Source organism: Acinetobacter sp., from assembly GCF_045628685.1.
Taxonomy (GTDB): domain Bacteria; phylum Pseudomonadota; class Gammaproteobacteria; order Pseudomonadales; family Moraxellaceae; genus Acinetobacter.
In genome coordinates this window covers 77,528-97,401 of record NZ_JAZQPV010000040.1, presented here as the reverse complement: position 1 = coordinate 97,401, position 19,874 = coordinate 77,528, and the positions used below count along the sequence as shown (strand labels likewise).

The window sequence follows — 19,874 nt, the reverse complement described above, 5'->3', positions numbered from 1 at the left end:
TAAGAAATGCTCCATTTGGCGCTATTCTAGAAAAGGCGAGATTGATTTAAAAACAATCAAAACAGATAAGTTATGAAGAATTTATTCCATGGCGAGTTATATTTTATTGTCGTTTTTTTAGCACTAAAAATGCTTTAGTACTATTAACCACTTATGATTCACACCACCAATATGGCATGGGTGTTTTTCTTAATATTTGGCGGTGTTGTTTATACTGTGGATCAAACTTTTCAACCAATGACCAAAAGCGCGCACTATGATCAAAATGTCTAGTATGCGCAAGCTCATGTACACAAACATAACGCGCGACATGCTTCGGAAATAACACCAAAGCACTATTCAACATAATGTCATGCTTGGAGGTACAACTCCCCCAACGTGTTTTGGGTTGACGAATCGCACATTTACCAAAACTCAGATTACATTCTTGACTTGTTTGATCTAAACAAATAGGCAAATGATGCTTGGCATAATCAATCACAAAAGCTTTCAAATATTGTTCGGGCTGATGATCGCTAATTAAAAGTTGATTTTTTACTTCATCAAAAATAAATGACTGCTTTTGGGTTTCATAAACAATTTGTAAAGGCTGATCTAGATTAAAAAGCTTTAATTCTTTGGGTAAAGTCTGTTGCTGTATATTCTGTGTTTGTTGTTGCCAGGTCTTTAGCAACCATTCTTCGGCTTGATCAATAAAATTTTGAATTTTTCGTTTGCTGCAAAGTACCGGTACAGTTAAACGAATTTGAGTCGAGTCAACACGTAAGCGTAAACATTTCGCTCGCGCATGACGGACAATTTTAATTTCTGGTAATTCGTTTAGAGTCATTTTTCTTTTATTTAGAGTTGTCTAAATCCTCCCAACCCTGAGCAAATGTTAAAGTATTGCTTTAACATTTAGCGCAAGGAAAAGAGGAGCTCCCCCCTTTTTTACAAAGAAGGCTCAGGGAGGATTTATTAAATCGCAGTACGTTCTTCAATACCATTATCAGTTGCAACAACAGCAATATCCGCTTTATTAATCGCGAAAATACCGTTACACACCACACCCGGAATGTTATTGAGGGTTTTTTCTAGTTCAAGCGCATTCAAGATATTGAAATTATGCACATCTAAAATCACGTTACCGTTATCAGTTACTACACCTTCACGGTAAACCGGATCACCACCGAGAGACACAATTTTACGTGCTACAGCAGAACGCGCCATTGGAATGACTTCTACAGGTAATGGGAAATCATGACCCAATTGTTCAACCCATTTGGAATCATCAACGATACACACGAATTTTTTCGCAATTGAAGCGACAATTTTTTCGCGAGTTAGCGCAGCACCACCGCCTTTAATCATATGCATATGACGGTCAATTTCATCTGCACCATCTACATACGCATCCAAACCGCCAACCGAGTTCATGTCGACCACTTCAATACCTAATTTTTTAAGGCGTTGTGCAGTCGCTTCAGAACTTGCCACCGCAGCTTCCAATTGCAATTCAGGTAATAATTCAATGAGGAAGTTCACAGTACTTCCTGTACCTACACCCAAAATCCCGCCTTTAGGCAAGTGCTTTAAAGCAGCTTTCGCGGCAGCTTGTTTCTTTTCATCTTGGGTCGCATACAGACTCATAACTTGGCTCAACTATTTTTTGACATTTGTTGCTGATTAAGCAGGCCAAATGTACAGGGGTTTGTTACAATAAAGGCCTATTTTAAACTGTTAGATGGAAAATTAACATGCTGTCTCGTTTGGTTCGACAAATATTACAAGCAACGGTGTATGACGTTGCAATCGAAACTCCACTCGAAGCAGCGCCACGAATTAGTGAGAAGCTAAACAATAACATTCGCTTTAAACGTGAAGATTTACAACCTGTCTTTTCCTTTAAACTACGCGGTGCCTATAACCGTATTAGTCAATTACCGAAATCTCAGTTGCAACGTGGCGTTATTACAGCTTCAGCAGGCAACCATGCGCAAGGTGTGGCTCTATCTGGTAAAAAACTGGGAATTCGTGCAATTATCGTAATGCCAAAAACCACCCCTGACATTAAAGTCCAAGCAGTAAAACGCTTAGGTGGCGAAGTGGTATTACATGGCGATTCTTTCGATGTTGCCAATAAATATGCCATTCAGTGTGCGCAAGATGAAGGCATGACTTTTATTCCGCCTTATGACGATGAACTGGTCATGGCGGGTCAAGGCACCATTGCCAATGAAATTTTGCGTCAATGGCGTGATGTTGAATATGTATTCGTTGCTGTAGGTGGTGGCGGTTTAATTGCGGGTGTTGCTGCTTACCTGGGCGATGTTGCGCCACATGTCAAAGTCATTCCTGTGGAATATGATGAATCTGCGTGTTTAAAAGCAGCCTTTGAAGCCAATGAACGTGTGATTCTGCCATCTGTAGGTTTATTTGCTGATGGTACGGCGGTAGCACAAATTGGTGCAAAACCATTCGACGTGATTCGCCTGCAAAAATCAGATAATTCAGGTCCAATTGTTGAACGCGATGTGGTCTTGGTCAACACAGATGAAATCTGTGCAGCCATTAAAGACACTTATGATGAATGCCGTAGTATTGTTGAACCTTCTGGTGCTATGGCACTTGCAGGAATCAAGAAATATGTAGCTGAACATGGCTTAGAACATAAAAATATGGTGTCAATTGTTTGTGGTGCCAACATGAACTTTGACCGTTTACGTTATATTGCTGAACGTACTGAACTGGGTGAACGCAAAGAAGCTATTTTTGCAGTCACTATTCCTGAAGAAAAAGGTTCATTCCTGAACTTCTGCCGTGCTCTGCAAGGTCGCAATATCACTGAGTTTAACTACCGTGCCAGCACGTCTAGTGCCGCTCAAGTGTTTGTCGGGATCAGCTTAAAAGGTGGCGAAAAGGAACGTCATGACATTTATGACACCTTGGCAGCGCAATATGATGTTGATGATTTGTCTGATGATGAAGTGGCAAAACTGCATATCCGCTATTTGGTCGGTGGTCATGCGGATATTGAAAATGAGCGTTTATTCCGTGTCGAGTTCCCGGAACGTCCAGGCGCATTACTGACTTTCCTTGAACGCCTGGGTCCAACACATAACATTACCCTATTCCACTACCGCAACCATGGCGCAGCGGAAGGACGGGTACTCGTTGGCTTGGAAGCAAGCGATGCAAAACAGAATCCGGATGGTTTAATTGAAACATTGGAAAATATCACTTATCCATATGCAGAAATTACCAATAACTTGGGTTATCAGCGTTTCTTAAAATAAGACTTAGAGATTAAGAAAAGAGCCAAAAAAATGGCTCTTTTCTTATTTTTATGTTGATATTACGCTACGGTAAAACATCTCAGCCCTATCCATTTCCATAAGGCTTTTCAGACTTTATACACCATTAATATCTGGACATGCTTAGCCCTTTTTTCTGCTGCACTTTACGCCAAACACAGTACTGAAAGATATTCTGGTTTTCCTCTTTTAGATTTCCAGCTGCTCCCCCCAGCAAGAATCCTGCCTGTCATATCTTAAAAATCAGTTTAGCGTCGATATTAACGTGTTATAAAAATAGAAAATTATTTGTATAAAATATTACGTTTTTTTGAAGCTTTTATCAGCTTATTTAATCAGCAAACACATCTTTATCTGCATAAATAATTAAGCAATAAAAATTTCAAATACTTATAAAGTCCTGCATATTAATATTGTCCGCATGTGATTCTATTCATTTAGAAATAAACCGTTGTTATATGCAATTTTGTAAGCCTGATAGCTGAATAAATAATAAAATTATAAAATGAATGCAGAATTACATACCCCTCTTGAATCAAATCCACAAAAAATGGGTTAAGGAATACTTCGAATGGCATTATTTGCAGTCATTGGTTTAGGTAGTTTTGGTGCCACCGTTGCAACCCAATTGGTCAGTTTAAATCACGATGTGATTGGGATCGACAACAACAAAAAATATGTGGAAAACATTTCAGATCAAATTACTCATGCTGTGATTGCAGATGCCACCGATGAACATGTGCTCAAAGAACTCAATATTCAAAACTGTGAAGCCGTTGTGGTAGCAATTGGCGAGGACATAGAAGCCAGTATTTTATGTGTGCTGCATTTAAAAAATATGGGAATGAACAAGATTTGGGCCAAGGCTAAATCCAAAGCCCACCACATGATTCTCACCCATCTTGGCATCAATAAAATCATTCATCCAGAAGAAGATATGGGCACCCGTATTGCCCAGTCTTTAAGCTACCCGATGGTCAGTCGTTATATGGATTTGGAAGACAATCATTTCATTGTCAAAATCGAAATCAAGGCTAGCCTGCAAGGTAAACATTTTAATCATTTAATGGATCATGCTTCGGAAATAAAAACACTTTTATTTAAACGTGGCAATCAAGTTCTGTTTAATATTGATCCCGATTTAATTCTGCAAGAAGGTGATATTGTGGTGGTTGAAGGTGAGCTCGAGCCTTTACGAAAACTATCTGCCCGGTTTAAATAAAATATGAATCAACCCCAGAACAACAAATCTCGTAATGTCAATTTAAGCCCCCCCAGCTTACTTGCCTTTGGGTTCTTGAGTTTTATCTTTATAGGCACATTATTACTCAAACTCCCCATTTCTCATCATGGGGAATTAAGCTGGCTCAATGCCTTATTTACTGCGACCTCTGCCGTGACCATTACCGGACTTTCTGTGGTCAATGTTGGAGAGGCTTATACCACCTTTGGCCAAGTGGTGATTATGCTTTTATTGCAGATTGGCGGCTTGGGTTTTATGACGTTTGCCATCCTTGCCGCACTCAGCCTGTCTTCCAATATCAAATTGAAACAGCAAATGATGGCGCAAGAAACCATTGGTCAAACCAGTCTGGCCAAAGTATCTTTCACCATTAAGGGCGTGCTTCTATATTCCCTGTTTTTTGAAGCTGTAGGTACAGTTATTCTTACCATTGCCTGGATGCAGGAATATGATTTCTCCCATGCCTTTTTTTATGCCGCTTTTTATAGTGTTTCTGCCTTTAATAACGGCGGCTTTTCCCTATTCCCGAATAGCTTGATGAGTTTTACCGATCAGTATTTGATTACTTTTACCATTAGCATGCTCTACATTATTGGCGGAATTGGCTTTGTAGTACTGATGGACATTAAACGTGCCCATCGCTGGAGAAAATTGAGTACCAATAGCAAATTAATCCTCTCCACTATTGCAGGGCTAAACCTGGCTGCCTTTATCGTCATTTGGGCACTGGAAGCAAATAATCCTCTAACACTGGCCAGCATGAGCTTGGGCGATCAAGCGATAAATGCCTGGTTCCATGCTACCGTTCCACGATCATCAGGCTTTAACAGCTTGGATATGTCTAGCATGACCGATGCTTCAACCTTGGTCACCATGATCTTGATGTTTATTGGCGGAGGTTCTTTAAGTACAGCGGGCGGGATTAAAGTCGGTACTTTTATTATTGTGGTTTTAAGCGTGATCACTTTTTTACGCCGTTCTGAAGAGTTGCGGATCTTTAACCACTCAGTGCCCAACACCACCTCATTTAAAGCCTTAGCCGTCGTTTCAATCACAGCAATTTTAATCTTTTGTGGATTTTTTACCCTGCTTATTTTAGAACGCGATAAAAACTTCCTGGATTTACTCTTTGAGGCGGTTTCTGCTGCATGTACCGTCGGTTTATCCCGGGGCATCACCAGTGAACTTCAACCTGCAAGCTTGATTGCTTTAATCCTGTTAATGTTCGCAGGCCGTTTAGGACCGCTGACCTTAGCCTACCTGATTGCCACGCCTAAAAAGAGCCATTTGAAACATCCTTCGGCAGATATTCAAATTGGTTAACTGCTCTTAATTTTCAATATAAAAAACCACTCTTTCGAATGGTTTTTTATATTGATGTATTGATAAATTTTAGTACCAGTTCATCAATGACACACCTAACCCTACATAAGTGGCGCGGTGGTTATAATCAATCAGGCTTTCACCATAACCATCAAATAACTGGAAATGGCCACGCAACTTGCCACTAATCGGGAATGCCCAATCAAACTGGGCAGCCCCATGGGCATCATCACCGCCTTTAAGCGAGTGACGCAGCATCAGTGAAAATTCATGATCATTTTTACGATAGAAGGCAGTTAAATCACCACGTCCGATGTAGTTTTTAATGTCGGGATTGTTATCGTCTTTGGCATCTTCTTCAATGCGATACCAAGGACGCACCATCAAGGCAAAGTTGTTGCGCTCAAAGCCCAAGTTCAACATCACGCGATTCCAGCTACGAGATAAAGGATCTGCGCGCCCATTAGACTGGTGGTTCAAGGTTAAACCCAATAATCGTGCATTTAATCCCAATATTTCATAATTGGTGCGAAAAATCAGGCTGGCTTCAGGTTCATAGTTAGTTTCACGAAAAGGACGAGATTCATCCACATTATAAACCTGCCAACGTGAGGATTGCGTATAACCAAACCAGATATCACCATTATCACCAAACAGGTTTTCAACTGCTTTGGTTTTTAATGACAACTGGAATTTTGCTTCCACCGATTTTAGATTTTGTTCCTCCCCCACTTGTACCGTATTATTTTCATTCGGACTGGAAGGACGTTCATTTTTATCAGAGGTCCAAAACCCGGGCATTAGATAAACGGGTTGATGCGCACGAATGTTCCAGGTACCCAGTTTACTGTCGGAAGATAATTCCCAACGCTTATCGAGCAACGATCGATTTGGGTCTATTTTCGGGCCCTCAGCAGAAAATACGCTACTTACCCCATGACTTATTTTTTCCTGAATGGTTTCCGGTTCAGTGGGTTTAGGCGCAATTTCATTGGCTGCTTGGCGTTCGGAAAGCAGCGGTGTTTTATTGTCCTCCGAAACTTTAAACAAAGTATCGTAACAAGCCAACCGATCGGCATTGGAGTCTAATGCCACACAGGCTTCAGGACTAGCTGGAGTAATCAAAGATTCTGGATTTACCGCATTTACATTCGTCACATACAAAGAACTGAGCATGATCATGCTCAGTTGCAAAGTAGTGCGTTCAATTGTTTTGAACGCCATATGGTCTTACCTCAATTTTTTAATTTACTTGTTTTATATCAAAGCCAAGTTCAAGCAATATATCTCGTTTTGCAACGGGCGCAACCACAGCCTTTACAGGTTTTTGCTGCACCAGATAGTGTTCTGCAACGCGTTTTAAATCATCCAAAGTGACAGCAAGCAAACGTGTACGCAATTGTTTTCGAACTGCTGGCGTACGTGCATGCAATAAGGCATAGCAAGCACTAATAGCTTCACCCGCAGGAGAACCCGGTTTATCCATGCTCGCAACCAAGCCCAAAATTGCTTCTTCAAGTTGATGCTCTAAATGCTCAATATTCAACAACCAGTCAATGCTTGCTTCAAAGTCTTTAAATGTTTCTGTCAAGCGTGGATCACGGTAGCTATAAAAACGGAACGAACACGCATTACCGTCATAACTCGCACCACCACCATACGCCCCACCTTTTTCACGAATCGCACTATGTAAGAAGCCATTACGCAAATATGCAGCCAACACCATTAAAGGTGCTGCATCAGGATGAGAAATTTCTACAGCAGGATAAGCTGTAGCACAAAATTGAACATTGGCCTGAATCAACCATGCTTCGTCTTTATTGCTATTTTCCGTGAAAACTGGCGTTAATTCTACTGGGGTTTTATCAACAGCCAACTTATCCCAAACATCTTGAATTTCTTCAATCAAACGATCTGATTGATGCTCTTCACAGACCAGCACGAACTGTTTTGGTGCTTGTAAAAGTAGACGATGAATGGCTTTTAATTCCGCAATTAAAGCATCGTATGCAGCTTCATCATTTTCAATTTTAGCCACCAATTCAGTTAACCAGTTCAGTGCACCCAAACCGGTATTTTGATAATCGCGCTGTGCCAAAGCACTGCAATTACGTGATGCAATTTGCATTGCATAACTATGACCCGAACCTGAAATACGTGATTGCCAACGTGTTTTACGTTGTTGCAATAATTCAATAATACGGTCTTTTTCATCAAAACGCAGTTGTTCAAATGCCAACTTCAATATGCGGATCGCTTCGAAATTATTCACCAGCGATTTGGTGGTCAAGGTTAACCATGCGCTAATTTTATTTTTATCATCCACTTTTGAACGTAAAGATGCTCCCATCCCAACACCACCGCTTACCGCTGTTTGCAGTTGCTGAAGTTCAAGATAATCGTACTCGCCAGCACCGACTTCACCCAATAATACAGACAGCAAGGTGAAATATGGCGATTGCACCACTTCATCTGGAATTTTAACCGTCACTTGCTGATAATAAATACCATTGGTGCCGGCATGGTACAAATTCAAAGGGGTATCGTGATTATTACTGATAATTTCACGCAACTGACCCTGTACAATATGCAGATCAGCAGGTACATCTTCCAGTCCTACTTTCGGCAACAGGTTCATGTCATCCGGCGTATCTTGACGAACTTTTAATGCTTCAGTTTGCTTGATAATTTCAGTTTTTTGCTCATCAGTCAGTTTGGCCCCAATTTCAGCTAAACGTGCTTTTTCTGCTTCCGCTTCTTTTGCAGATTTAGTTGCATCGGGTACCAACGTCATTTGCACACGATGTGGATTATCAAGCAAATGTTCTTGAATCAGATTCGACAACCACATTGGATCTTTGAGCTCTTCCTTGACTTGCTCAATCGCGGCATCCACATCCCAGACATGAATCGGGTCACTGTGATGAATCACGCTGCCCAAGCCATTTAAAATCAGGCTTAAACCATATGGCATGCCGTCGCCATTAATTTCACGTTGATGCAATTCAATCTGATGCAAAATGGCATCGACCATTGCTGAATCGACAGGTTTAGAGGCAACATCTTGCAGAATCTTAAATACGCCATCTTTAAATTCTTGTGCATGTTCAGGATTTGACCCTTGAACGCCACAGAAAAAATTCATTTCAAAGTTAGAATCATCTACCCCCATAAGTGGGCCAGTAGACTGTGCGTAACCACAGGTTTCCAGATAATGACGTAATGGCGAAGCGGAATCTTCAAGCAAAATCCCTTCAACCAGACGCATGCCTAGGCGCAATTTAATATCGCTCGCTTCCGGCAATAACCATGAAATCACATGATAAGTTTTATCTGTTAAATCTTCTGCATCTAATGCATAAGTTTCTGTAACTTCAACTGGTGCAGTCAAGCGTGTTTCAGGTGTTGAATAGAGCGTTTGGCCTTTCTCAAATTTAGACAAGGCTAAAGTTTCAAATTGTTCTTGTAAGTGATAGGCAGATTGATCACCAAAGGTCATAAATACTGCATTACTGGGATGATAGTGTGACTTGTAGAAATTGACTAACTCTGGGTAAGTTAAATCAGGAATATCTTTGGGATCGCCACCTGAATTGTAATGATAAGTGGTTTTCGGAAATAAATGATGCGCCAATTGATGATACAGCTGATCTGAAGGAGAACTCATCGCTCCTTTCATTTCATTAAAGACCACGCCTTTATAGACTGGCTGACCATCTTCAAGCTCAATACGAATACCTTCTTGAGCAAAGTCCAGTTCGTTTAAATTAGCAGCAAAAGCAGCATCTAAATACACTTCCAGCAAGTTTTGAAAGTCTTTTTTGTTTTGCGTCGCAAATGGATAAGCTGTCCAGTCAGCTGAGGTAAACGCATTCATAAAAGTGTTCAGTGAACGGCGAATCATCAGAAAGAATGGGTCACGAACAGGGAATTTTTCAGAACCGCATAATACGGTATGTTCTAAAATATGCGCCTCACCTTTTGAATCCATCGGTTGAGTACGGAACGCCACCAGAAAGACATTTTCGTCCAGATCACTTGCAAGATGATAATGCGTTGCACCTGTCACTTTATGTTTATATTCAGAAACGAAAACGTCTAAGGCCTCAACATGGTGTTGACGTATCAACTGAAACGCGGGATGAACAGTTTGAGTAATGGTTTCAGTGACATCTACAGTCATGTGATCTCCTCATGTATACATATTTATCAGATGTATTGATTATACCTGAATCTTCAACTATATGGATTCGTACAGTTACGAAATTCCAAGCATTTTAGTCCAGTTTCAACCTTGTTCTTTTTTAATGAAAATTATCACTGTTTTCAATACAAAAAATACAACTAATCATTTTTTAAATCACGTTATCAAATATCTAGATATCTTTAAGATCTGTTTTTCAGGCAATTTTATTGCTTACATATATAATAAATAGCCATAAATATCACAGCCCAAGCCAGGGAGCCGCATAAATAAAAATTGCTCAAAAACCACAAAAGACAATCGGTATATCCAGAATCTCCCCGTTTCCCCCAAATTGTGACAATAGTGTTAAGTAAGTCACTAAAGCACGATGACTGAGGAGTTTTATCAATGTAAGCTGCAATATTTATTATTAATTTTTCAACCCACCCCATCAAAATTATTGTTGATCTTTTCAACTGATGCGCTTAATTCAAGATTAAAATTTAAAGTTATTTTTTAATTTTATAAAATCTATTCAAATAATTTAAGACTCATTTTAAGAATTAAAATTAAGCGTAATCATGATGCTGATGCATCTACTCGAGTACCACAGCATCATAACAAAATGTAATCAATAACTAGAGCAGATATTTGAAGTAACTATAATTCGGATGATTCTCAACAAACACATAATTTTGTTTCTGATAAAAATTTGCTGCAGATTTTGTGTCGGTATTCAAGCAAAGTGCAGAAAAATCTGTACGGGCATTTTTTTCCAGATGCTGCAAAAGCTGTTTACCCACACCATGCTTACGGTATTTCGGCAATACGTAAAAACGACGTACACGACCAATACGGGCATCAATTTCGTTTTCATTCCATTGCTGATTTAAGCCACCACAGGCGATCAGTTTCTCATCATCATAAACAAAAAGAAGAAATTCTCCGGGCTGATCAAACCTATTTTTGCCACTTACATACTCTTCGATCAATTCATCAATAAGCAGGAATCCTTCTTTATGAGCTTGCTTGGCTAATTCTGTGATTTGTGCAGGTAATTGTTCAGCTTTAGCAATCGTAATATTCATCTAACCTTCCTAATCCTTGCCTATTGTGCATTTTGTACGAATAAATCAGCCATATATTGAATTTTATTCATCAATCTACAGCAATCATGAGCATTGGTGTAAACTTAGTGCTTTAATTTAAAATGTGAATGAAAGACATGGCAACTGTTGATCTTTTTGCAATTGGTAATGCATTAATTGACCAAGAATTTAAAGTCTCTGACGATTTCCTGATTCAACAAAATTTGCAAAAAGGCACTATGCAGTTGACTGATGGTGAAACACAAGCAAATTTATATAATAATTTAAAAGAAACGCAAGTATACAAAGGTCAAGCATCAGGCGGATCTGCTGCAAATACCACCGTTGCTTTTAGCGCTTTAGGCAGTAAAGCATTCTATGGATGCCGTGTTGGTAATGATGAACTTGGCCGCATTTATCTCCAAGGCTTAAATGAAGCCGGTATTCAAACCACTGAAAAATCAGTCAGTGAAGGTGTAACCGGTACCTGTATGGTTCTGGTTAGCCCGGATTCTGAACGTACCATGCACACTTTCCTCGGAATTACTGCAGAACTCAGTGAAGAACAAATCAATTTTGAGCCCTTAAAAACAGCAAAATGGCTGTATATTGAAGGTTATTTATCGACCAGTGATTCTGCACGTAAAGCGGTTAAACAGGCACGTGAAATTGCCAAAGCCAATGGTGTAAAAATCGCTTTAACTTTATCTGATCCAGCGATGGTGCAATATGCCCGTCAAGGTTTAGATGAATTGCTTGATGATGGCGTAAATCTATTGCTGTGTAATCAGCATGAAGCTTTGATGTATACAGAAACCGATTCAATAGAAGCGGCATTGGCTAAATTACAATTGAAAAGCAAATACACCGTCATTACACTATCTGCAGAAGGTGCTTTAATTTCCGATTCAGAACAAAGCTTTAAAGTTCCAGGTCGTACAGTAACAGCAGTCGATGCCAATGGTGCCGGAGATGCCTTTGCGGGTGCTTTCCTTTATGCATTGAATGCTGGATTAAGCCTTAAAACTGCTGCTGAACTGGCAATTTTGATTTCAAGTGAAGTGGTCTCACAATTTGGCCCACGGCTAAATGTCGAAAGTTACGCGGAATTATTAAATAACTTTCAAAAGGAATGTGCATAATGATTAAAATTGCGATGATGGAAGAAATTCCTGAACGTGAAGCGCGTTCATACGAAACGCCGAATGGTGACACCATTTTTATTACCCAGCGTGACGGTGCATTTTATGCCTATCAGAATCTCTGTCCGCATTTGCAGGTTGAACTGGAGTTTTTAGAAAATCAGTTCTTGGACCGCGATCAGGAATTTATCGAATGCTCCACCCATGGAGCACTATTTCTGGTTGAAACAGGTGAATGTATTTCTGGTCCTTGCCAGGGACAATCACTTGAAAAAGTAGCGATCAACGTACATTCTGATGGTGGAATTTACCTCAACGAAGAATAAATAAAATACCCTCAATGGAATCTTGCCATGCTTGAGTTTTTACAGAACTATGACTTAATCCCGTTTCATTTAAGCTTACTGGCTTTAGTTTTACTCAGCATGGCAGAAACCATTGGTTATTACTTTAATATTCGCCCTACAAAATATCTAAAGAGACTGTCTCCAAAAAAAATCTCTGAATCACCCTTACTGAATGTTAAATTTTCCAAAACACTGATTGTTGTATTTTTACTGATGAACTTTAGTTTCTCAGGCTATTTTCTTCAGCTTTGTGTTTATGCCCAACATCAAAAATTTCTACCAGCTTTCTACCTGGTAATCCCCGCACTCATCATTGCGATTTTCTTCACCGTTTTTATGATTCATTGTCTTGATCAAGTTATTAAACCCACACTCACCAGACAACAGGTTAGTCTGCTTGGACGCCTCGCAACAATATCAAGCGGCAATGCCCGCCCGGGATTTTCTGCACAGGCACGGGTAAGAGATAGTTTCGGGCAACTGCATTATGTTCAAGTTGAGCCAGAATTTGGTGAATTGGAATTTCAATCGCAGATTATTTTAATTCGCTTAAAAAAATCCCACTATATTGCTAAAAAAATATCTAAATCCAATTCCCTTTTTAGTATGGAAAATTATCAGTAACATTTGAGTAATTTAACTAAATTATCAAAATTAATTTTTAAATATAAAAATCCAGTCAAGTCATCAACTTAACTGGACTCAAAAGCTACAACATTAACGTTTAAGCAAGCCAGAAATCGTGTTCATCACTTGTTGAATATCTGCATTAGCTTCTTGTTTATTGGTTTGCTCACCCTGGGGAGTTAAGGAATCAATAATTTGCGGTAAAACTGTTGAAATCGCACTATAAATATCTTGTTTAGGGACATGTGCTTCTTGGGCAACCTGCTCTACTTCCTGCTCATCAAATAAGCTTTGAACCTGTTGCTGATTCACACTTGCATTTTCACCCGGGCCTGTAGACACCCAGTCATCTACCTGCTTATTTAAGCCCATGCCTTTTAGTTTATCCAAAGCGCCTTGTATACCACCTTGCTTTTGAATCCATGCTAAAATCAAAGGTAAAACTGCAATTAATAAAGTTTTTGTACCACCACCGCCTAAACCGCCAGTTTGTTGCCTAGGCTGATTTTGTGGTGAACCACTTAAATGCCCTAATACTGATCCTAAAATTCCACCTAGACCGCCTTGTTGATGTTGTCGGGATTGCTGGTTAGGCTGAGATTGTTGCTGCGTATTATTGCCACCCAACTGCCCCAATACTGAAGCTAAAATCCCACCTAAGCCGCCTTGTTGAGGTTGTGACTGATTTTTCGGGTTACCACCTAAAGCCTGTTTAGCCAGTATTTCCACAATATTACTCAGATTTGTCATCGTATCGTCCTTTTATCGGCTTAAGAAAAGCATACGATGCTTTCAAAACCTGTAATGCGGGCAAATTGTTAAGTTTTGCAAGATTTAGAAAAGAAAGAAACAGTGGAGCCTTACCAGCGAAATTTATTCCAGTTTTCCGGATTCGCCCAAAACTTGGAATTAAACCAGTCTGGTATATGCTTATAGGTCAGGATATTAAATTGCCACAAAGCAAAATTGCGATCATGTTGGGTTTTATCAATCAGCTGGGTAAACCCTAAAGCACGCAATAATTTCTCATCTTGTAACTGGCTCACTACCACAATACGTTTTGCCATCAAATCACGTAGCTTGACGAGTAGTTGCGATTTTTGAACATTTGAAATATCAAGTAACTCTGATGAATCAAGCAATACCATACCCAAGTCATATCGCTGTGTAAAAGGCAGACTTAAAAACTCAGTTACGGTAAAATAGTGCCATTGAATTGATTGATTGTTGTCGTATTGTGCAAGATTTTGGCCAATACACAATGCAGTTTGAATAGGCTGTTCTTTAGATAAATCGTCTAGCATTGAAGCAATGACATTTTGTTCAGCCATAACTGCATCCTTATTATTTGAGAGAGTATTCTTCATGGAACTACAAGGCATTTGCCATAAAATGCATGCAGGTTTAAAGGACCCTATTGTAACTGATCAACAGACCTGTAAGGCAAATGTAGAATATAAATTTGTACTGGATCGCGCTGCAATTGATCTTCCATTTACGTTGGGACAAGAAGTCGAAATTGAATGGACAGGTAATATTTACTGTGTTTCCTGTGAAAATAAAACGCCCAAATCCTATGCACAAGGTCACTGCTTTAAATGCTTTAAAACTCAAGCTTCATGCGACATGTGTATTATGAAGCCTGAAACATGTCACTATCATTTGGGTACCTGCCGTCAAAATAGTTTTGCACATGACGTTTGTTTTCAGCCCCATATTGTTTATCTGGCCAATTCCAGTGCATTAAAAGTAGGCATTACCCGTCAAGGACAAATGCCGACACGCTGGCTTGATCAAGGTGCAACTCAAGCCCTTCCAATTATGAAAGTCGGGTCACGCCGCCTATCCGGTCAACTGGAAATCATGTTTGGAACCCAAGTCGCTGACAAAACTGACTGGCGAAAACTACTGAAAGGGGAAGCTGAACCACTCAATTTAATAGAAGTTCGTGAGCAACTGATTGAAGAATTTGCACCGAAAATTCAAACCATTCGTGATGAATTTAGTCAAAACCTTGAATTTAATGAAACTGTTGAAGTGATGGAAGATGAGCTTCCACGTGAGTTTGTTTATCCAGTCGATGAATATCCTGAGAAAATCAAATCACATAATCTGGACAAAACTCCGATCATTCGCGGAAAATTATTGGGCATCAAAGGTCAATACCTGATCTTGGATACCGGGGTGATTAATATTCGTAAATACTCCGGCTATGAACTAAAGCTACGTGCTGAATAAAACTTGAATGAGTCCATAAAAAACCTGCATAAATGCAGGTTTTTTTATTTCATACGAAATTATTTAATTTTGGCATGCGCTTTTAGATATTCAGTGTAATCATCAAGTTCTTGTTGACCACGAAGCTGTTGATACAACTTAGACAATTCATTCAACTGATCATCCGTTAAAGCATTCGACATGGTCTTGTTCACATTCGACACAGCCACAACCACTAACTCATCTGGTAAAGAAGCTGTTGTAACCGACCACATGCCTGCTTTTGGTGCCGGGACACTAAATGCTGCACGTTCAATCTCACGTTTCAAACCTTGTGAACGTGTAAATACACCTGCATTTTCAAATGTGATGTTACTTTGAGCTAAGGCAGTTGCAGCAGGTTGTGATTTAAAGCTATTTAAAGCAGTTTGAATTTTGGCTTTTGCAGCATCAGTTGCTTTTTGTTCAATCAGTTTAGCTTTAACACGAGGTGTTGCTTCTGCCAAAGTTTGCACTCCAGCCGCATGATAATTACGTACTTTTACCCAAACGGTATCACCATTGGCTAACTGGATACTGCTTGAAGCATTACGGTCACCATTTTTCACATCATCATTAAATAGCTTAACTTTTACATTCGCATCGCTCAATACAGGATGCTGAGTCGATAAAGTCATACCCTTGATTGATTGTACGGTTACCCCCTTCACTTCTTGGGCTACTACATCCAGCGCATCACTCCCTACCACCATTTCATTCAGCGCATTTACAGTATCTGAAAAGGCATTTGCAGACTTGTTCTTTTGCAATTCAGCCAGCAAACGTGGTTTTTCCGTTTCAAACGTTGGAAGCTTAACCGAAGCCGCTTCTGTTTCAATTAAATGATAACCATACTGTGTTTTAACAGGAGCGGAAACTTGCGCTGATTTCAAAGAAGTTACAGCTTGGTCAAATGCATCACCAAATACACCTTTGGCATATGCGTCTACCACACCACCTTTGGCTTTGGATTCGGTATCATCTGAATATTGCGCAGCAGCTTGAGCAAAGCTCATCCCTGCTTTAATTTTTGCAGCCACATCATTGGCTAATTTCTTTGCTTCTGCATCTGAACGCGTATCTGCCGAAATTAAAATATGCTTCACCAGTGGTTTAGCATCTTTCTTTTGCGCTTCCACAAATGCTGCATAAGCTTGCTGTAATTCAGCCTCTGTGACTTGCGTATTCACCGGTGCTACATTCGCTGGTGTCAACACAACATAATCTACATCCACACTTGCAACTTGTTTAAATGAATTTTGATGTTTGTTGTAATAAGCCGCAATTTCTTGAGGAGTTACTTTTACATTTTTTTTATAGTCATCCAGTTTAATGCTCGCAAGATGTAATGTACGTTGTTCAGTTTGCAAGTTTGCAATTTGTTCAATATCAAGCTTACTCACCAAAGCATAATCCATAAATGTTGAAGTCAACATTTTTAAGGCATGGTCTTGACGCAAATTTGCAATTAAAGCTTGACTGGTCATACCCACTGAACGCAAATAGTTTGCATACAAGCTTTCAGAAAATTTACCATTTTCTTGAAAGTTAGGTTGTTGGGCAACCATTTGTTCAATCTGTGCATCACTTAAAGAAATCCCTAACTTTTCTGCTTGTTGCAATAACAAGGTACGAGCCACCAGGGTATCCATCGCTTTATTTTGAATAAAAGATTGATTCAATAAAGTTTCATCGCCATTGGCATACGCCAGATACTGTTCTTTAAATGATTTAGTCAGTGTTTCTAGTTCTTTTTTAGAAATTTCTTGGCCATTGACTAATTTTGCCGTGTCTTCCGACTTCCCGCCACTAAAATATCCTTCAATACCTACAAGTGCTAAAGGGGTCAAAAACAATACAAGCAGAACTTTGCCTAACCAACCCTTAATAACTTTACGAAAAGATTCCATAAGTATTCCAATATTTTATTTGTGAGGGATTTTACCCGAAAACCCACAATGAATGAATGCGTTCAACTTGAAAATTGCCACTATTAATAAAAAAACGCGCCTAATGCGGCGCGTTTATCGGTTTTAAAAAAGATTAAGCAACAGAATCTTTTAAACCTTTACCAGCTTTAAAGCTAGGTACTTTGCTTGCTTTAATTTCTAAAGCTGCACCAGTCTGTGGGTTACGACCAGTACGTGCTGCACGTTCTTTTACATTGAATGTACCAAAACCAACAAGTGTTACAGTATCACCAGATTTAAGTGCTTCAGTAATTGAAGCAATTGTCGCATCTAAGGCTTTACCTGCATCAGTCTTAGACAATCCCCCTTTCTCTGCAATTGCATCGATTAATTCTGATTTATTCATGAAGATTACGTCCTCTTAATATCGTTTATTTAAGGTCTAAGGATTCCATAACACCTTTATAGCAATGGTGCAGGGCAAAACGCAATACTCCGGATATCAAATTCTGCAAAATAAATGCGAAAAAAATTGTTGAAAAATGCAGAAAAAGCAAAATTGTTTCATTTTTTTACAATTTTCGCTTTTAAAAGCTTGTTTTCTTCAACCAAAAAATCGACCTTGCTATGTAGCTGTAATATGAGACTTTCTAGATGTTGAATATCTTTTACCGTAACCAAACCAATCCGGTTTAAAGAATGGTTCACACTATGGTCAATTAGCTTCTCAACTTTATCTTTAGTATCCGTGACTGACTCTTTGGCTTTTTCTGAGACTTTTTCTACCGTTTGATCAGCAATTTCCGTGGTTTTAGACTCCAGCTCTTCACCAACCTTGACTAAAGAGTCAAATAATTTATTTCCTTCTTCTTCTGCACGTGAAAAAGCACCTAAACCGGCGAGCCAGATTTGTTGAGTATATTTACGAAAATCCAGTCCTGACTTACGCCCTACCCGTAATCTATTCTTTGTTTTATCAGTATTTTCCTGTATTTGTTGATCCTCATCCTGATCTTTTATTTGCTTATCCATTAATCCTTATCTCCTGATTGTTTTATGCACTGTTAAACATATTTATCCACAAAATACACTCATAATAGCAAATTAAATACTTGATCGATTTGTTAAACTGTTCTACAAAGCAAGATTATTATATATTTGGCGTAAGTCCTGAAGCATATTTTACGAGCTGGGATGCTCTATTTCAGGTAAGGATTGAGTTTTATGAGTGAATCGCAACAAAATCAAAAGCAAAAGCATTTGTTGCTCACAATGGCTATGATTGTTCTTGAAACAATTTTCACACTCATTTTGAAGCATGATCACGTTATTGGTTTACAGGCTAAAAAATTTATAGATCAAAAAGTTGCGATTAAAATTAATAGTTATTTGCCTTACTTTGATTTTTACATCCAATTTAATGAACATGGAATTTTATTTGATACAAAAGCGCCAGAGTATCCCGTTGATCTGGATATTCGCACCACCCTTATGGATTTAATAAAAGTCTTTGTGTTTGCCAATCGCAGCAGTCTCAAAAAAATGCGTATTGATGGCGACCTGACTTTAAAAGATGAGTTCCGTGATTTAGCTTTGCTCTTCAGCTTTCCAAAAGTTTTATCGGACTGGAAACAGTGGTTAACTGAACCTACTGATCAACAAGACATTGTTGCGTCTAAAAAACGCATCGCACCGCTTTTAGAAAAAATTGACCTCCAACGTTCAAAAATCAATAGCTTAGAAGTGGAAGTTAAACAATACCGAAATCGGATTCGTCGCATCGAACAAAAACAGAAGAGAACCAATATATCGTTTATTGTAACGACCGTCCTTTTGATTGCGTTATTAGTGTATAATTTATGGCTAGCATAAATATATAATTTTTCTTATAAAAAGAAACAATTTAAAGCCGCATAAAAAACTTGACTATTTTAGTCAGGATTCTTAAAATCAACACATCTAGTCTTAACATGTGTATCGAATCATGCGTCTTACTACTCGCGGTCGCTACGCAGTGACTGCTCTACTTGATTTAGCTTTGCAGCCAACTGAACAAACGATCACGCTCGCTGAAATTGCAGCCCGTCAAACTATTTCTGTAGCTTATCTTGAGCAGTTATTTGCAAAATTAAAGCGTCACGGCTTAGTTTCTAGTGTACGTGGTGCCAACGGTGGCTACCATCTTGCTCGTCGCGCTGATGAAATCACTGTGTTAGAAATTATTGAAGCTGTAAACGAAACCGTCGATGCAACGCGTTGTGACCATAAAGGCAACTGTCAAAATGGTGCAATGTGCTTGACTCATGATTTATGGCAAGAACTCTCCCACCACATTGCCGATTATTTAGCAAAAATTACGCTTGCTGATCTTGTAGCACGTGACAACGTACAAACCGTTGCAATCCGCCAAAATTCACCAAGTTTTGATTCAGCCCTTTTATCGGTTACAGGTATTTGAC

General features: G+C 39.2%; 19 protein-coding genes. 9 read left to right on the top strand and 10 right to left on the bottom strand.

All coding sequences use genetic code 11. The features are described 5' to 3' along the window. Positions 1-151: 151 nt before the first annotated feature. On the bottom strand, positions 152-829 hold the full coding sequence (locus tag ACKI4H_RS05615; protein ID WP_407304369.1) for a M48 family metallopeptidase: 678 nt from the start codon (positions 827-829) through the stop codon (positions 152-154). A gap of 128 nt (positions 830-957) precedes the next feature. Then, a complete protein-coding gene (gene rpiA, locus ACKI4H_RS05610) occupies positions 958-1,629 on the bottom strand; it encodes a ribose-5-phosphate isomerase RpiA (RefSeq protein ID WP_171539367.1) in 672 nt (223 codons plus the stop codon). 107 nt (positions 1,630-1,736) lie between these two features. Here rpiA and ilvA point away from each other — a divergent pair, with 107 nt between their 5' ends. The 3 genes from ilvA to ACKI4H_RS05595 all read left to right on the top strand — a co-directional run bounded on the left by ilvA (position 1,737) and on the right by ACKI4H_RS05595 (position 5,859). Next, positions 1,737-3,275 (top strand): threonine ammonia-lyase, biosynthetic, encoded by a 1,539-nt coding sequence (gene ilvA / locus ACKI4H_RS05605; protein WP_407304368.1) that lies wholly within the window; start codon positions 1,737-1,739, stop codon positions 3,273-3,275. Positions 3,276-3,864: 589 nt separating this feature from the next. Next, positions 3,865-4,515 (top strand): potassium channel family protein, encoded by a 651-nt coding sequence (locus ACKI4H_RS05600; protein WP_407304367.1) that lies wholly within the window; start codon positions 3,865-3,867, stop codon positions 4,513-4,515. A gap of 3 nt (positions 4,516-4,518) precedes the next feature. Then, positions 4,519-5,859, top strand: coding sequence for a TrkH family potassium uptake protein (locus ACKI4H_RS05595; protein ID WP_407304366.1), 1,341 nt, complete (start codon positions 4,519-4,521; stop codon positions 5,857-5,859). 69 nt (positions 5,860-5,928) lie between these two features. Here ACKI4H_RS05595 and ACKI4H_RS05590 read toward each other — a convergent pair whose 3' ends face one another. The 3 genes from ACKI4H_RS05590 to ACKI4H_RS05580 form a co-directional block, all read right to left on the bottom strand. Next, positions 5,929-7,083: a phospholipase A gene (locus ACKI4H_RS05590; protein ID WP_407304365.1), complete on the bottom strand. Its 1,155-nt coding sequence runs from the start codon at positions 7,081-7,083 to the stop codon at positions 5,929-5,931. Positions 7,084-7,102: 19 nt separating this feature from the next. Beyond that, entirely contained in the window at positions 7,103-10,042 is a 2,940-nt protein-coding gene (locus tag ACKI4H_RS05585) for an insulinase family protein (protein ID WP_407304364.1), read from the bottom strand. A 641-nt stretch (positions 10,043-10,683) separates the two neighbouring features. After that, positions 10,684-11,133 (bottom strand): GNAT family N-acetyltransferase, encoded by a 450-nt coding sequence (locus ACKI4H_RS05580; RefSeq protein WP_407304363.1) that lies wholly within the window; start codon positions 11,131-11,133, stop codon positions 10,684-10,686. Positions 11,134-11,270: 137 nt separating this feature from the next. Here ACKI4H_RS05580 and ACKI4H_RS05575 point away from each other — a divergent pair, with 137 nt between their 5' ends. From ACKI4H_RS05575 to ACKI4H_RS05565, 3 genes are read left to right on the top strand one after another with little or no spacing between them, the layout of a single operon-like run. Further along, the gene (locus ACKI4H_RS05575; RefSeq protein WP_407304362.1) at positions 11,271-12,275 is read left to right on the top strand and encodes an adenosine kinase; all 1,005 of its coding nucleotides are present in this window, start codon (positions 11,271-11,273) and stop codon (positions 12,273-12,275) included. A 14-nt stretch (positions 12,276-12,289) separates the two neighbouring features. Further along, a complete protein-coding gene (locus tag ACKI4H_RS05570) occupies positions 12,290-12,601 on the top strand; it encodes a Rieske 2Fe-2S domain-containing protein (RefSeq protein WP_171535016.1) in 312 nt (103 codons plus the stop codon). 27 nt (positions 12,602-12,628) lie between these two features. Continuing rightward, on the top strand, positions 12,629-13,246 hold the full coding sequence (locus ACKI4H_RS05565; RefSeq protein WP_407304361.1) for an OB-fold-containig protein: 618 nt from the start codon (positions 12,629-12,631) through the stop codon (positions 13,244-13,246). Between the two features lie 93 nt (positions 13,247-13,339). On the opposite strand, the gene ACKI4H_RS05560 is transcribed toward ACKI4H_RS05565, so the two are convergent. Then, positions 13,340-13,999, bottom strand: a complete 660-nt coding sequence (locus tag ACKI4H_RS05560) for a YidB family protein (protein WP_407304360.1) — start codon at positions 13,997-13,999, stop codon at positions 13,340-13,342. Positions 14,000-14,109: 110 nt separating this feature from the next. Further along, the gene (locus ACKI4H_RS05555; RefSeq protein WP_407304359.1) at positions 14,110-14,580 is read right to left on the bottom strand and encodes a DUF6231 family protein; all 471 of its coding nucleotides are present in this window, start codon (positions 14,578-14,580) and stop codon (positions 14,110-14,112) included. A 34-nt stretch (positions 14,581-14,614) separates the two neighbouring features. Here ACKI4H_RS05555 and ACKI4H_RS05550 point away from each other — a divergent pair, with 34 nt between their 5' ends. Then, a complete protein-coding gene (locus ACKI4H_RS05550; RefSeq protein WP_407304358.1) occupies positions 14,615-15,487 on the top strand; it encodes a DUF2797 domain-containing protein in 873 nt (290 codons plus the stop codon). Between the two features lie 59 nt (positions 15,488-15,546). Here the strand turns inward: ACKI4H_RS05550 and ACKI4H_RS05545 are convergent, their stop codons facing one another. The 3 genes from ACKI4H_RS05545 to ACKI4H_RS05535 all read right to left on the bottom strand — a co-directional run bounded on the left by ACKI4H_RS05545 (position 15,547) and on the right by ACKI4H_RS05535 (position 18,447). After that, positions 15,547-17,415: a SurA N-terminal domain-containing protein gene (locus ACKI4H_RS05545; RefSeq protein ID WP_407304357.1), complete on the bottom strand. Its 1,869-nt coding sequence runs from the start codon at positions 17,413-17,415 to the stop codon at positions 15,547-15,549. Between the two features lie 133 nt (positions 17,416-17,548). Next, positions 17,549-17,821, bottom strand: coding sequence for an HU family DNA-binding protein (locus ACKI4H_RS05540; protein WP_004651791.1), 273 nt, complete (start codon positions 17,819-17,821; stop codon positions 17,549-17,551). 158 nt (positions 17,822-17,979) lie between these two features. After that, entirely contained in the window at positions 17,980-18,447 is a 468-nt protein-coding gene (locus tag ACKI4H_RS05535; RefSeq protein WP_407304356.1) for a phasin family protein, read from the bottom strand. Positions 18,448-18,639: 192 nt separating this feature from the next. On the opposite strand from ACKI4H_RS05535, the gene ACKI4H_RS05530 reads away from it, so the two are divergent. Next, the gene (locus ACKI4H_RS05530; protein WP_407304355.1) at positions 18,640-19,287 is read left to right on the top strand and encodes a hypothetical protein; all 648 of its coding nucleotides are present in this window, start codon (positions 18,640-18,642) and stop codon (positions 19,285-19,287) included. 112 nt (positions 19,288-19,399) lie between these two features. Then, positions 19,400-19,873 carry an Rrf2 family transcriptional regulator gene (locus ACKI4H_RS05525; RefSeq protein ID WP_131214394.1) on the top strand — a complete coding sequence of 158 codons (474 nt, stop codon included), beginning with the start codon at positions 19,400-19,402 and terminating at the stop codon, positions 19,871-19,873. The last annotated feature ends 1 nt before the right edge of the window (position 19,874 follow it).

Bases quoted from the DNA above. Each gene is read 5' to 3' on its own strand.
- ACKI4H_RS05615 (WP_407304369.1), bottom strand. From the start codon at position 829: ATGACTCTAAACGAATTACCAGAAATTAAAATTGTCCGTCATGCGCGA.
- rpiA (WP_171539367.1), bottom strand. From the start codon at position 1,629: ATGAGTCTGTATGCGACCCAAGATGAAAAGAAACAAGCTGCCGCGAAA.
- ilvA (WP_407304368.1), top strand. From the start codon at position 1,737: ATGCTGTCTCGTTTGGTTCGACAAATATTACAAGCAACGGTGTATGAC.
- ACKI4H_RS05600 (WP_407304367.1), top strand. From the start codon at position 3,865: ATGGCATTATTTGCAGTCATTGGTTTAGGTAGTTTTGGTGCCACCGTT.
- ACKI4H_RS05595 (WP_407304366.1), top strand. From the start codon at position 4,519: ATGAATCAACCCCAGAACAACAAATCTCGTAATGTCAATTTAAGCCCC.
- ACKI4H_RS05590 (WP_407304365.1), bottom strand. From the start codon at position 7,083: ATGGCGTTCAAAACAATTGAACGCACTACTTTGCAACTGAGCATGATC.
- ACKI4H_RS05585 (WP_407304364.1), bottom strand. From the start codon at position 10,042: ATGACTGTAGATGTCACTGAAACCATTACTCAAACTGTTCATCCCGCG.
- ACKI4H_RS05580 (WP_407304363.1), bottom strand. From the start codon at position 11,133: ATGAATATTACGATTGCTAAAGCTGAACAATTACCTGCACAAATCACA.
- ACKI4H_RS05575 (WP_407304362.1), top strand. From the start codon at position 11,271: ATGGCAACTGTTGATCTTTTTGCAATTGGTAATGCATTAATTGACCAA.
- ACKI4H_RS05570 (WP_171535016.1), top strand. From the start codon at position 12,290: ATGATGGAAGAAATTCCTGAACGTGAAGCGCGTTCATACGAAACGCCG.
- ACKI4H_RS05565 (WP_407304361.1), top strand. From the start codon at position 12,629: ATGCTTGAGTTTTTACAGAACTATGACTTAATCCCGTTTCATTTAAGC.
- ACKI4H_RS05560 (WP_407304360.1), bottom strand. From the start codon at position 13,999: ATGACAAATCTGAGTAATATTGTGGAAATACTGGCTAAACAGGCTTTA.
- ACKI4H_RS05555 (WP_407304359.1), bottom strand. From the start codon at position 14,580: ATGGCTGAACAAAATGTCATTGCTTCAATGCTAGACGATTTATCTAAA.
- ACKI4H_RS05550 (WP_407304358.1), top strand. From the start codon at position 14,615: ATGGAACTACAAGGCATTTGCCATAAAATGCATGCAGGTTTAAAGGAC.
- ACKI4H_RS05545 (WP_407304357.1), bottom strand. From the start codon at position 17,415: ATGGAATCTTTTCGTAAAGTTATTAAGGGTTGGTTAGGCAAAGTTCTG.
- ACKI4H_RS05540 (WP_004651791.1), bottom strand. From the start codon at position 17,821: ATGAATAAATCAGAATTAATCGATGCAATTGCAGAGAAAGGGGGATTG.
- ACKI4H_RS05535 (WP_407304356.1), bottom strand. From the start codon at position 18,447: ATGGATAAGCAAATAAAAGATCAGGATGAGGATCAACAAATACAGGAA.
- ACKI4H_RS05530 (WP_407304355.1), top strand. From the start codon at position 18,640: ATGAGTGAATCGCAACAAAATCAAAAGCAAAAGCATTTGTTGCTCACA.
- ACKI4H_RS05525 (WP_131214394.1), top strand. From the start codon at position 19,400: ATGCGTCTTACTACTCGCGGTCGCTACGCAGTGACTGCTCTACTTGAT.